Genomic DNA, 12,010 nt, shown 5'->3' on the forward strand with positions numbered 1-12,010 from the left:
GCGCATTTAGGCAGGCACCGGTCTGCCGGGCAAGAGGTGAAAAAATGACCGGCTCCGCTTGGGGGCCGGTCCAAGTTTGTCGGCGCAAACCGAGGATTCGCGCGACGGGGAGTATTGGTTCAGATCGCCAGGTATTCGGCCCGCAATTCGGCGTTGCCGAGTACTTCGGCCGCGATTCCGTCAAACACGATCGTGCCGGTGTCGAGGATCACCGCCCGGTCGGCCAGTTCGAGTGCACGCACGGCGTTCTGTTCGACGATGATCGTCGTCATGCCCTGTTCCTTGATGTGGATGAGCGTCTTTTCGATTTCGTCCACGATCACGGGCGCCAGGCCTTCGTAAGGTTCGTCCAGCAGCAGCACCTTGATGTCGCGCGCCAGGGCACGGGCGATGGCCAGCATCTGCTGTTCGCCGCCCGAAAGCGTCACACCTTCCTGCTTGCGCCGTTCGCCAAGGCGCGGGAACAGGTCGTAGAGACGTTCGATCGACCAGCCGACCGGCGGTGCGATCTGCGCCAGTTGCAGGTTCTCTTCGACCGTCAGGCCGGGGATGATGCGGCGGTCTTCGGGCACCAGGCCCAGGCCGGCCTGGGCCGCCTGGTAGCTGGTCATGCTATGCAACGGCTGGTGGTCGAGCCAGATCTCGCCATGTGTCACCATGGGCGATCCCGTGCGTGCGATCGAACGCAGGGTCGAGGTCTTGCCAGCCCCGTTGCGCCCGAGCAAGGCGAGGATCTCGCCTTCGTGTACGTTGAAGTTGATGCCCTGCACGATATAGCTTTCACCGTAATAGGCGTGCATGTCCCAGACCGACAGAAATGCCGGCGCCGTCGTGGCCTGGTTGGCATTCTTGGAGAAATCGGGTTTGACGTTCATTGATCTTCTCCCTTACGCGCTTTCGCCCAGATAGGCTTCGCGAACCTTCGGATGGCCCTTGATCTTCTCGGGCGAGTCCTCGACCAGAGGTGTGCCCTGCGCCAGGACCGTGATCCGGTCGGCCAGCGAGAACACCACATGCATGTCGTGCTCGATGATGGCGATGGTGATGTCGCGCTCTTCCTTGATCTGCTTGAGCAGGTCGATGGTGTTGTTGGTATCGGCCCGCGCCATGCCGGCGGTCGGTTCGTCCAGCAGAAGCAGGCGGGGTTCCTGGCTCAGGCACATGCCGATCTCGAGCCGCCGCTTGTCGCCGCGCGACATCGCCGCCGCATGCATGTGACGCTTGTCGGCCATCCGCATCTCTTCCAGCATGTGCATGGCGTGTTCCACGACGTCCTTCTGGTTGCGGACCGAGGGCAGCGCGTTCAATTCGAACGCGCCGTCCCGTTTGGCGAAACAGGGGATCATCATGTTTTCCATCACCGTGAGATCACCAAAGATCTCGGGGGTCTGGAAGACCCTGCTGATGCCCATCTGGTTGATCTCGTAGGGCGCGCGGCCCAGCACCGACTGGCCGTCGAACATGACGCTGCCGCTATCGGGGATCAGCTTGCCCACCAGGCAGTTGAGCAGGGTGGATTTGCCCGCACCGTTCGGCCCGATGATGGCGTGCACCGTGTTTTCGGCAACGCTCAGGTTGACATTGGACAGAGCCTGGAGGCCACCGAACCGCTTGCCCACATTCTTGATTTCGAGAATACCCATGGTCCCGGCTCCTTATTCCGCAGGCTCTTGCTTGGTCTTGGCTTCGGCCGCGCCCTTGCCGCGATTGCGCAGCCAGTTGCCCAGCCTCTGGCCACCTTCCACCAGACCTCCCGGCAGGAAGATCACCACCAGCATGAACATGATGCCCAGGGTCAGGTGCCAGCCCTTGCCGATGAACGGATGCACGATGAAGACCATGAAATCCTCGAACCCGTCCGGCAGGAAGCTGAACCATTGATGCAGGATGTTGTCGTTGATCTTCGAGAAGATGTTTTCGAAGTACTTGATGAAACCCGCGCCCAGAACCGGCCCGATCAGGGTGCCTGCGCCGCCGAGGATGGTCATCAGAACCACTTCGCCCGAGGCCGTCCACTGCATCCGCTCGGCCCCGGCCAGCGGGTCCATCGCGGCCATCAGGCCACCGGCGAGGCCCGCATACATGCCCGAGATCACAAAGGCTGCGAGCGTGTAGGGGCGCGGATTGAGCCCGGTATAGTTCATGCGCTGCTGGTTCGACTTCACTGCCCGCAGCATCATTCCGAACGGCGAGCGGAAGATGCGGATCGCCAGGTAGAACATGACCATCATGATCACGGCGCACAGGTAGTAGCCTGCGTTGAAGTCAAAGCTCCAGGCACCGATGTCGAGATGATAGGTCGAGCGCATCGACAGGCCGAAGAGGTGCGGCATGTCGGGCAGGCTGTCGCGATGGAACAACTGCGGGTCATCGGCATAGACCTGAAGCCCGGTTTCGCCGTTGGTCAGGTTGAACTTGGGGTTCGACAGCACCGAATAGGCCAGGGCAAAGCTCATCTGCGCAAAGGCCAGCGTCAGGATCGAGAAATAGATGCCCGAGCGGCGCAGGCTGATATATCCGATCAGCAGCGAGAACAGGGCCGCCACGACGACACTCAGCGCGATGGCCGGGATCACGTTGTAGCTGAACAGCTTGAACATCCAGACCGCCGAGTAGGAACCCACCCCGAGAAAGGCCGCGTGACCGAAGCTGAGATAGCCGGTCAGGCCGAACAGGATGTTGAAGCCGATGGCGAAGATGCCGAAGATCACGAACCGTTGCATCAGGTCGGGATAGCCGGCGTTGAACTGCGCCATGGCGCTGCCCGACGGAAAGGGGTTCAGGATGAACGGCGCCAGCAGGGTCAGGATTGCCACGATGACGAGCAGCGAAGTGTCTTTCTTGTCCAGTCCCAGCATGGGTTACTCCTCCATCACGCCCTTGCGGCCCATCAGGCCCCGCGGACGGGTCAGCAGAATGATGATCGCGACCAGGTAGATGATGATCTGGTTGATGCCCGGGATGGTCGTTGTGGCCCAGGTGGTCGAGGCGAAGCTTTCCAGGATGCCCAGCAGAAACCCGGCCGCGACGGCGCCGGGCAGCGAGCCCATGCCGCCGACGACGACCACGACAAAGCTGAGTACGAGGAAGTCCATCCCCATGTGATAGTTGGGCGGGTTGAGCGGCCCGTACATCACACCGGCCAGCCCCGCCACACCGGCGGCGATGCCGAACATGATGGTAAAGCGCTTGTCGATGTTGATGCCCAGCAGGCCCACGGTTTCACGGTCCGCCATGCCGGCGCGCACGACCATGCCGAAGGTGGTGAATTGCAGGAAGGCGAACACGCCCCCGATGATCACCGCTGCAAAGGCGAAGTAGACGAGACGCCAGATCGGGTAGATGATCGCATTTGCCTCGAAGCCGATCATCACGCCGATATCAAGCGAACCCCTGAGTGCCGAAGGTTCCGGCGTCTGGATCGGGTTGGCGCCGAAGAAATACTTGATGATTTCCTGCAGCACGATCGCCAGGCCGAACGTCACCAGGATCTGGTCGGCATGGGGGCGCTTGTAGAAATGCTTGATCAGTCCGCGCTCCATCACGTAGCCGATGAGCAGCATGATCGGAATGGCGAACAGGATCGCAAGTGGAACGGACCAATCGATGATCGCGGCACCGGTTTCCGGTCCAAACCAGGCTTCCACATAAGGGGTATCAACCTTCAGCGGATTGCCGAGAAAGTCCTTTTGGGATTCGTCAATTGTCTGAAAGCTCAGATTGAGCAGACGCTGAAGCATGACGGCGCAGAAGGCTCCGATCATGAACAGCGCGCCGTGAGCGAAGTTGACGACGCCCAGTGTTCCGAAGATCAGCGTCAGGCCCAGCGCGATCAGCGCGTAGGCAGAGCCCTTGTCGAGCCCGTTTAGAATTTGAAGCAGGATTGCGTCCATCGTCCCCACCCTTGGCTGGTAGCGTTCGCTCTTCCCGGCCTGCGACCGGGAAGAGCGGGTTGGCGGAAGTCAGAGAATTTTCGACGAAAATTCTCGGCCCCGGATCATGCGCCCGGGTTGCACTCGCCCAATGTGGCTTCGTCGCCACCGAACATCGGGTGGTTCGGCGGATACATGACCTGCTCGACAGGGGTAATTTCGACGATTTCCAGCGTGTCGTATGCGTTCGTCGGGTTCTGCGCCCCACGCACGACCAGCACGTCCTTGAAGCACTGGTGGTCTTCGGCGCGATAGAGCGTCTTGCCGTTGCCCAGACCGTCGAATTCGAAGCCTTCCAGGGCTTCCGCGACGCCGCAGGGGTTGAAGGTTCCGGCGCGCTCGCAGGCGTCGGCATAGAGCAGAACCTGAGCATAGCAGGTCTGCGCCGAGTTCGACGGCGGCTTGCCGTATTTCTCGCCGAAGGACTTGACGAAGGCCCGGGATCCCTCGTTGTCGAGCTGCCAGTTGTAGTTCATCGAACCCAGCACGCCCTTGATGTTCTCGCCGGCACCGGCGGCCATCAGCTCCGAGTAGAGCGGCACGACGATCTTGAAGTCCTTGCCGTTGGCGACCTTGTCCAGAAGGCCGAACTGGATGGCGTTGGTCAGCGAGTTGACCATGTTCCCGCCGTAGTGGTTCAGAACCAGCACGTCTGCGCCCGAGTTCAGGACCGGCGCGATATAGGACGAGAAGTCAGTCGAGGCCAGCGGGGTCTTGACCGTGTTCACGGTTTCCCAGCCGAGCGCTTCGGTGGAGGCGACGATCGACTCTTCCTGGGTCCAGCCCCAGTTGTAGTCGGCAGTCAGGTGATAGGCGCGACGATCGTTGCCCATCTCCTTGGCCAGCACCGGCGCCAGAGCGGCACCCGACATGTAGGCATTGAAGAAGTGACGGAAACCATTGGCCTTGCGGTCCTTGCCGGTGGTGTCATTGGCATGGGTCAGACCGGCCATGAAGATCACGCCGGCATCCTGGCACAGGCCCTGCACGGCCACGGCCACGCCCGAGGACGAGCCGCCGTTGATCATGATGGCACCGTCCTTTTCGATCATCGACTTTGCCGATGCGCGGGCGGCGTCCGACTTGGTCTGGGTGTCACCGGTCACGAAGGTGACCTTCTTGCCCAGGATGCCGTTGCCCTTGAGCGCCTTCGAGGTGAAGGTGTTCAGGCAGCCGCCGTCACCTTCGCCGTTCAGATGCTCGACAGCCAGCTGCTGTGCCAACAATTCGTCATTGCCTTCGTCGGCATATGGTCCGGTCTGGGGTACGTTGAAGCCCAGGGTCACCGTGCCGCCGGTGGGTTCATTGGTGTAGGCGGCGGCCGACGAAGCGGTAAAGATCGTCGGCAAGGCGACGCCTGCGCCGGCTACGGCACCGGTCCGCAACAGGCCACGGCGCGTAAGTTCGTTATTCGACATGCTTTCCTCCCAAGATAGGTTGCGCGATCGACTCCTCTTCCGATCGGCGCAGGCACATTTGTGCAAATTAACTATGCAGGCAGTTTCGAAAATTTCGCAATAACCCCTTTATATGGAAGGAAAATTCTGTAAACATATCAACATGGATTCAATGGGGGTCGTAAATACTGTTATGTCGCAGCGCAGAAACCTGTTGATTTCAATTCATATTCCCTGGGGGTGATGCCTTGGCACGGGACACATTGACCGGTAGCCGGATCCGCGAACGCCGGCAGGTAGTGGGACTCAGGCAGGCCGATCTGGCCCGCAAGGTCGGCATTTCGGCCTCGTATCTCAACCTGATCGAACACAACAGGCGCAGAATCGGTGGCAAGCTTCTGGTCGATATCGCGTCTGAGCTGGCGGTGGAGCCCTCGGTCCTGTCAGAAGGGGCCGAGGCCGCCCTGATCTCCGCATTGCGGGAGGCGGCCGCCGGGGACAGCAAGGTCGCCGCGGAAACCGATCGCGCCGACGAACTGGCGGGGCGTTTTCCCGGATGGGCGGAGCTGCTTGCGCGGCTCTTTCGCCGGATGGTCTCGCTTGAGCGGACGGTCGAAACCCTGTCTGACCGGCTTACTCACGATCCAAACCTCGCCGCGTCCCTGCACGAGGTACTCTCTACCGCAGCAGCCATCCGGTCGACCGCGGCGATCCTGGCGGAACCGGGTGAACTGGAGGCGGAATGGCGCGACCGGTTCCATCGCAACCTTCATCAGGATGCCGAACGGCTTGCCGAAAGCTCGAAGGCGCTGGTCTCCTATCTTGATGACACAGGGGCGGGTGAGGACCGCACAGGGGTGCCAGTCGAGCAGGTCGAGGCATTTGTGACCGCGCACGGACATCATTTCCCGGAACTGGAGCGGGGCCTTGCGGTCACGGAGGTTTCGTTGTCGGAGTTGCGCTCGGGCGCGGCGCGCGAAATAGCGCTGCGGATGCTCGACATCTACGCAGCGGATGCAAAGGCGATGCCGCTCAACGGTTTTGTCGAGGCACTGAAACGGCTGGGCATGGACCCGATCGCGCTTGCGCGGGAGTTCGATGTCGATCTGGCCTCGGTGTTCCGCAGGCTGGCCAGCCTGCCCGAGGGTGTTCTGCCCTACGAGGTGGGCCTGGTCGTCTGCGACGCCTCCGGCAGTATCCTCTTTCGCAAGGCCGTTGCAGGGTTCGCATTGCCGAGGCATGGGGAATCCTGCCCCCTCTGGCCGTTGTTTTCCGCCCTGAGCCGTCCTTTGGTCCCGATCCGGCGCCGGGTCTGGCAATTGGGGCGAAACGCAACCGAATTCGACTGTCTCGCCGTGGCATGGCCGCACGAGATGGCGGACTTCGATCGCGATCCCGTCTACCGTTCGATCATGCTTATCCTGCCGGTTGCGGTGTCCGAGAAAGAAGATCGTGCGGCTTTTCCCGTCGGTGCGTCCTGTCGTGTTTGTCCAAGCAGGGACTGCAACGCACGCCGCGAACCGTCGGTTCTTTCCGAAGGGTTTTGACAGTAAAGCAACCGGGAGGCTAATCTGACTTGAGGAAAGCGAGCGGGTGCAAGCCCGCCGGCCTTTTTGGGGGAGGAAGGGGCCAGGATGAGCCGACGGGTTCTGCTGATCGAGGACGAACCGAATATCGCCGAGGCGATCCGGTTTCTTCTAACGCGCGAAGGCTGGCAGGTGGAGACACATGCAGATGGGGCGGACGCGGTGGAAAGGATCGCTTCCGCCGCAGTCGATTTGGTCATTCTTGATGTCATGCTGCCGGGCAAGAGCGGCATGGATATTCTCCGGGAACTGAGAGATCGGGAAGATACCCAGACCCTGCCGGTCCTGATGCTGACGGCAAGGGGCCAATCCCGTGACCGCGACATGGCGGAAAAGGCCGGGGTCAGTCGGTTCATGACCAAACCCTTTTCGAATATCGAGGTGTTGACGGCCGTGCGCGATCTGTACGCCCAGGCCTCGCAGACATGACGGGCGGGCGCGAACGCGATCCAGCCCAGATGCAGCCGCCGCCCGTGTTCCTGGAACGGCAGAGCTATCGTCGCCGGCGTCTGATGGATGCGGCGCGCCTGTTGCCGATCCTCGGGGCAGCATTGTTCGCGGTTCCCCTTTTGTGGCCGAATGCAGGCGAAGGGGGCGTCCGGATGTCGGTGGCGATCACCTATGTGTTCGGAGTCTGGGCGGCGCTGATCCTGATCAGTGCAGGTTTTGGTATTGCGGCTCGTATGGTGCAGCCGGGCGATCAAGCAGAGGCGGAGCGCAAGCCATGACCTCGCTCAATGTCCTGGTTGCGGTCTGCCTGTGCTATGTGGTTCTGCTGTTCGGGGTCGCATTTGCGGCTGACCGCTGGGCCTCGACCAGCCGTTCGACGTGGTTGCGCTCGCCACTTGTCTACACGCTTTCCTTGTCGATCTATTGCACTGCGTGGACCTTCTACGGTGCGGTGGGTTATGCGGCACGGTCCGGGCTTGAATTCGTGACCATCTACCTCGGTCCGACCCTTGTCATGATAGGATGGTGGTGGGGTCTGAGAAAACTTGTCCGGGTGGGCCGGTCACAGCGGGTGACCTCGGTTGCCGACCTGATTTCCTCGCGCTATGGCAAGTCCAACACGCTGGCGGTTTGCGTTACCATTCTCGCGGTGATTGGGGTGACGCCCTATATTTCGCTGCAACTTCAGTCGATTACCCTGAGCTTCAACATCTTTGCCGAAGCGGACCCGGGCGAAAGCTATGTGGAGCAGTCGAGCGCTTTCTGGGTTGCCGCGGGCCTTGCTGTCTTTGCAATCCTGTTCGGGACGCGCAACCTTGACACCAATGAACGCCACCACGGGGTCGTTATTGCTATCGCCATCGAAGCCGTGGTCAAGCTGATAGCCCTGCTGGCGGTTGGAATCTTCGTTGTCTGGGGGATCGCCGGCGGCGCCGTCGACACGCTGGCGCGCATAGACGCTTCGGCGATCGGGCAATGGCAGGTGAACCACGGTCGATGGGCGACGATCACTTTCCTTGCCGCTGCCGCGTTTTTGTGCCTGCCGCGCATGTTCCAGGTTATGGTCGTCGAGAACGATGACGAACGTCACCTGCGCACGGCGGCCTGGGCCTTTCCGCTTTATCTTTTTCTGATGAGCCTCTTTGTCGTGCCGATCGCGGTTGTCGGCTTGGAAATCCTGCCGGAAGGCTCGAACCCTGACCTGTTTGTTCTGACCATCCCGCTGGGGCAGGGGCAGGAGATGTTGGCCATGCTGTCCTTTCTGGGCGGCTTCTCATCGGCCACGTCGATGGTGATCGTCGCGGCCATGGCGCTGTCGACCATGGTATCGAACCATATCGTCATGCCGATCTGGCTAAGCGCCAAGGGAGGCGGCGCTTCGGTTTCCGGCGATGTCAGATCCGTCGTTATGTATGCACGTCGCGTGTCCATCGCCGTGGTCCTGGGTCTGGGATATTTCTATTACCGCATGTCTGGCGGCGGCGCGGCGCTTGCCTCCATCGGTCTGATCGCGTTTGCCGGGATCGCACAGATCCTGCCTGCCATGGTCGGCGGGCTGTTCTGGCGCGGTGCCACGCGTACCGGCGCTCTTGTCGGTCTGACGGTCGGGTTCGTCCTTTGGCTGTTCACGCTGCTTCTGCCCGGCATGGGGCCGGAGGTTCTCGCGCCTTCGGTACTCGAACAGGGGCTGTTCGGCCTGTCCTGGCTGAGACCGCAGGCATTGTTCGGGATCGAAGGGCTCGACCCGATGGTCCATTCGGTCATGTGGTCGATGTCATTGAACGCCGCAGCTTTCTGCATCGTCTCCTTGCTGAGCTTTCCCAGCCCGCTCGAACGTTTGCAGGGGGCGCAGTTCGTGAACGTCTTCGAGCATTCCGCCGGACCGCGCGGCTGGACGGGGTCCGTGGCGCAGAGCGAGGACCTGATGATCATGTCGCAGCGTATCATGGGAGCGCGGGAAGCTCAGGAGTTTTTTCAGGCCGAGGCCGCTGCGCAGGGGAGCCGCGCCTTTCTGCCCGAACCGACCCCGGTCTTTCTGGAACGGCTCGAACGGGAGCTTGCGGGATCTGTCGGTGCCGCAACGGCGCATGCCATGATCGGGCAGATCGTGGGCGGGTCTTCCGTCTCGGTCGAGGACCTGCTTGCGGTCGCCGACGAGTCCGCGCAGTTGCTGGAGTATTCAAGCCGCCTGGAGGCGAAGTCGGCGGAACTGGGCCGGACCGCGCGCAAGCTCAGGGATGCGAATGAGAAACTGACCCAGATTTCGCTGCAAAAGGACGCGTTTCTCAGCCAGATCAGCCATGAGTTGCGCACCCCGATGACGTCGATCCGGGCGTTTTCCGAGATTTTGCGCGATACCGACGGTCTGGAGCGGGTAGACATCACCCGGTACGCTGCAATTATTCACGACGAGGCACTGCGCCTGACGCGGCTTCTGGATGATCTGCTCGACCTCAGCGTGCTGGAGAATGGACAGGTGACGCTGAACCTGGGACAGGGAATGCTGGCGGACATACTGGACAGGGCGGCGTCGACCGTTCTGACCGGCACGCCAAAGCCGCTGCGCATACGTCGCAACAGCGGGTCAGAACAGGTCGTGCTGCAAACGGATCTGGACAGGCTAACCCAGGTGTTCATAAATCTTATCTCCAATGCGCAGAAGTACTGCGACGCTGCGGATCCGACCTTGACCGTTTCCGTGCATGACGTCGGTGGGCGGGTGGTCGTCGACCTGCTGGACAACGGCAGCGGAGTTCCGGCGGATGCGCAGAAAATGATCTTTGAGAAGTTTGCGCGGGTCGGTGCCGATAAGGCTGGCGGCGCGGGTTTGGGGTTGGCGATCTGCCGTGAAATCATGCAGCGCCTGGGCGGTGATATCACTTATCTGCCGGGACAGGGGGGCGGGGCATTCCGGGTCAGTTTGCCTTTGGGACTGGAAATTGCCGCGCAGTAGTGCGGCATAAACAGCTTGGTAACCCTTTAGGGGATAGACCTGATCCGGAGCAAGAAGGCGATTTGAACATATCGGGCGATGGTGACGCAATCGGACACACGATCGACGTTGGAGCGAAAGCTGGCGCTGTCCCGCGATGAACGGCAGGGCGACACGCGTTCGGTCCTGCGTGCGCTGCGACTGGCCCTCGCGCGTGCGGCGGATGATGCTGTCGGTCTGGCGATGTCCGTCATCGGAGCCACCCAAGCCAGGCGCGAACTTGACGAACTCGGGCGCGCGGTGCCCGAAGGCCGGCTTTACCTGCTGCTTTCCGGGCCGGGGGACGGGTTGGGGGCCATCTGTCTGGATCGGTCGTGCGTCACGGCAATGGTGCAGCAACAGACCTTGGGGCAGGTCATCGGGCAGGTCGGGCCGGAACGTGCGTTCACCAGCACGGATGCTGCCATGGCCGCGCCGATTGTCGACGTTCTGATGCCGCGCGCTGCGGAACTTGCCGAACTGGCCGCCGATCGGATCTGCCTGTCGGGTTACGCCTATTGCTCGTGGGCCGAAAATCGGCGCGCGGTGCTGTTGCTGCTGGAAGACGACACTTACCGGGTGTTCGATCTGACCGTCGAGATTGCAGGCGGCAAGGCTCAGGGGCAGATTACACTGGTCCTGCCTGACAGGCCAGAAGCGGTCGAGGAAGTGGACGGAGGCCAAAGTAGCGCCGGGCCGCGCATGGAAGATACGTTTGGCGTTGTGCGCGCCGAACTCAATGCGGTCATTTCGCGTATCCGCCTGCCGCTTTCGAGTTTTGCCGGAATGCAGCCCGGCGATCTACTTCCGCTTGAGACGCCGAAATTCGACAAGACCGAGATGCTGACGATCGAAGGCCGTTCGGTCGCCTATGCCCGGTTGGGTCAGTGCCGCGGGATGCGGGCAGTGCGGCTCAACGAAAAACCACCGGGGCCGCAGAGCCTTTCAAATGGTCCGAACGATTTCACGATCCATACTTCGTCGCCGCAAAGGACGATGCAGGACCTGCCTGATCCTGATGTGATCGAACATGCCGCCAAACCCGAGAGGTCGCGGACCGTCCATCCCGACGACTACGAGGATATCGACACGGATACAGAGGATGGCTTTGCGGATCTGGCTGAATATGACATCCCGCTGCCGACGCTCAACCCGGAACAGGCTGCGGCGGAAATCACTGAACTGGCGGGTCTGGATGATGCCGACGATCTGGCGGATCCGCGTTAGCCGACGCCGGGATCAGACCGCCCTGGTGCAGAGTTCCTCGAGCCGCGGGCGCAAGGCGTCCAGCGCATAGCCGGCGGCCGCCGTCTTGCTCAGAATCTCGTCCGCCGTCATCGACGGGCATTGCCCCAGGGCCCAGATCACGGAACTGCGCGTTCCCGAGGCGCAATAGGCCAGAACCGGTCCGCTGTCGCATGTGGCCAGAGACATCTGACGCGCGATATTCTCTGGCGTCATCGTCTGATGGGTCAGTTCAAGCGTTTCGAACTCAAGGCCCGCTGCCCGCGCAGCGGCGCCGATTGCCGCGGCCTGATGACTCGGAGGAACTTCGGCATCCGGCCGGTTGCAGATGATCCGGGTGAATCCGGCCTCGGCAATGGCGGGGATGTCCTCGACCGAGATCTGCGGCGAGACGGCATAGCGGGGTGTGATGGGGCGAATATCCATATC

At 61.6% G+C, this 12,010-nt stretch carries 11 protein-coding genes; 5 read left to right on the forward strand and 6 right to left on the reverse strand.

Annotated elements, in window-relative coordinates:
- Positions 1-119: 119 nt before the first annotated feature.
- From BLT75_RS09045 to BLT75_RS09065, 5 genes are all read right to left on the reverse strand, one after another.
- Positions 120-875: an ABC transporter ATP-binding protein gene (locus tag BLT75_RS09045; protein ID WP_093029966.1), complete on the reverse strand. Its 756-nt coding sequence runs from the start codon at positions 873-875 to the stop codon at positions 120-122.
- Positions 876-887: 12 nt separating this feature from the next.
- The gene (locus BLT75_RS09050) at positions 888-1,643 is read right to left on the reverse strand and encodes an ABC transporter ATP-binding protein (protein ID WP_093029968.1); all 756 of its coding nucleotides are present in this window, start codon (positions 1,641-1,643) and stop codon (positions 888-890) included.
- A 12-nt stretch (positions 1,644-1,655) separates the two neighbouring features.
- Positions 1,656-2,858, reverse strand: coding sequence for a branched-chain amino acid ABC transporter permease (locus tag BLT75_RS09055; RefSeq protein ID WP_093029971.1), 1,203 nt, complete (start codon positions 2,856-2,858; stop codon positions 1,656-1,658).
- Positions 2,859-2,861: 3 nt separating this feature from the next.
- A complete protein-coding gene (locus tag BLT75_RS09060; RefSeq protein WP_093029973.1) occupies positions 2,862-3,893 on the reverse strand; it encodes a branched-chain amino acid ABC transporter permease in 1,032 nt (343 codons plus the stop codon).
- A 104-nt stretch (positions 3,894-3,997) separates the two neighbouring features.
- Positions 3,998-5,350, reverse strand: a complete 1,353-nt coding sequence (locus tag BLT75_RS09065; RefSeq protein ID WP_093029975.1) for a substrate-binding protein — start codon at positions 5,348-5,350, stop codon at positions 3,998-4,000.
- Between the two features lie 227 nt (positions 5,351-5,577).
- On the opposite strand from BLT75_RS09065, the gene BLT75_RS09070 reads away from it, so the two are divergent.
- From BLT75_RS09070 to BLT75_RS09090, 5 genes are all read left to right on the forward strand, one after another.
- Positions 5,578-6,876 carry a helix-turn-helix transcriptional regulator gene (locus BLT75_RS09070; RefSeq protein WP_093029977.1) on the forward strand — a complete coding sequence of 433 codons (1,299 nt, stop codon included), beginning with the start codon at positions 5,578-5,580 and terminating at the stop codon, positions 6,874-6,876.
- Between the two features lie 87 nt (positions 6,877-6,963).
- Positions 6,964-7,344: a response regulator transcription factor gene (locus BLT75_RS09075; RefSeq protein WP_093029979.1), complete on the forward strand. Its 381-nt coding sequence runs from the start codon at positions 6,964-6,966 to the stop codon at positions 7,342-7,344.
- Positions 7,341-7,643, forward strand: coding sequence for a hypothetical protein (locus tag BLT75_RS09080; RefSeq protein ID WP_093029981.1), 303 nt, complete (start codon positions 7,341-7,343; stop codon positions 7,641-7,643). The genes BLT75_RS09075 and BLT75_RS09080 overlap by 4 nt, the downstream gene beginning before the upstream one ends.
- A complete protein-coding gene (locus BLT75_RS09085; protein ID WP_093029983.1) occupies positions 7,640-10,318 on the forward strand; it encodes an ATP-binding protein in 2,679 nt (892 codons plus the stop codon). The genes BLT75_RS09080 and BLT75_RS09085 overlap by 4 nt, the downstream gene beginning before the upstream one ends.
- 78 nt (positions 10,319-10,396) lie before the next feature.
- A complete protein-coding gene (locus BLT75_RS09090; protein WP_093029985.1) occupies positions 10,397-11,563 on the forward strand; it encodes a FliM/FliN family flagellar motor C-terminal domain-containing protein in 1,167 nt (388 codons plus the stop codon).
- Between the two features lie 12 nt (positions 11,564-11,575).
- Here the strand turns inward: BLT75_RS09090 and BLT75_RS09095 are convergent, their stop codons facing one another.
- Positions 11,576-12,007, reverse strand: a complete 432-nt coding sequence (locus tag BLT75_RS09095) for a protein tyrosine phosphatase family protein (protein WP_093029987.1) — start codon at positions 12,005-12,007, stop codon at positions 11,576-11,578.
- Positions 12,008-12,010 lie beyond the last annotated feature (3 nt).

The sequence above is a fragment of the Ruegeria marina genome (genome assembly GCF_900101475.1).
Classification (GTDB): Bacteria; Pseudomonadota; Alphaproteobacteria; order Rhodobacterales; family Rhodobacteraceae; genus Ruegeria_B; species Ruegeria_B marina.